The sequence below is a fragment of the Mesorhizobium sp. M4A.F.Ca.ET.022.05.2.1 genome, from assembly GCF_003998845.1.
Taxonomy (GTDB): domain Bacteria; phylum Pseudomonadota; class Alphaproteobacteria; order Rhizobiales; family Rhizobiaceae; genus Mesorhizobium.
The window spans coordinates 1-628 of the sequence record NZ_RZOJ01000809.1 but is presented as its reverse complement, the minus strand read 5'-3'; the positions used below and the strand labels follow the sequence as shown (position 1 = coordinate 628).

The 628-nt window shown below is 62.3% G+C and carries 1 protein-coding gene; it reads left to right on the top strand.

Annotated elements, in window-relative coordinates; genetic code table 11:
• Positions 1-628: tyrosine--tRNA ligase (gene tyrS / locus EN745_RS35550; protein WP_127423357.1), on the top strand; the 628-nt coding region annotated here is incomplete at both ends.

Below are 628 nucleotides of genomic sequence, written 5' to 3'. Positions count from 1 at the left end.
ACCTCAAATTCGGCAGCGGCGTCGGCGACGCCGTCATGATCAACAACGCCGACTGGCTGATGGAGATCAACTACGTCAACTTCCTGCGTGATGTCGGCCGGCATTTTTCGGTCAATCGGATGCTCGCCTTCGATTCCGTCAAGCTGCGCCTCGACCGCGAGCAGTCGCTGTCGTTCCTCGAATTCAACTACATGATCCTGCAGGCCTACGACTTCGTCGAGCTCTACAAGCGGCTCGGCTGTCGGCTGCAGATGGGCGGCTCCGACCAGTGGGGCAACATCGTCAACGGCATCGATCTCGGCCACCGCATGGAGGGCGCGCAGCTCTACGCGATGACCACGCCGCTGCTCACCACCTCGTCAGGGGCCAAGATGGGCAAATCGGCCTCCGGCGCGGTCTGGCTCGATGCGGAAATGCTTTCGCCTTACGAGTTCTGGCAATATTGGCGCAACACCGAGGACGCAGATGTCGGCCGTTTCCTCAAGCTCTACACGACGCTGTCGCTCGACGAGGTGGCACGGCTCGAAAAGCTCGGCGGCGCCGAGATCAACGAGGCGAAGAAGGTCCTCGCCACCGAGATCACCGCCATGCTGCATGGCCGGGAAGCCGCGGAGACGGCGGGCGAAAC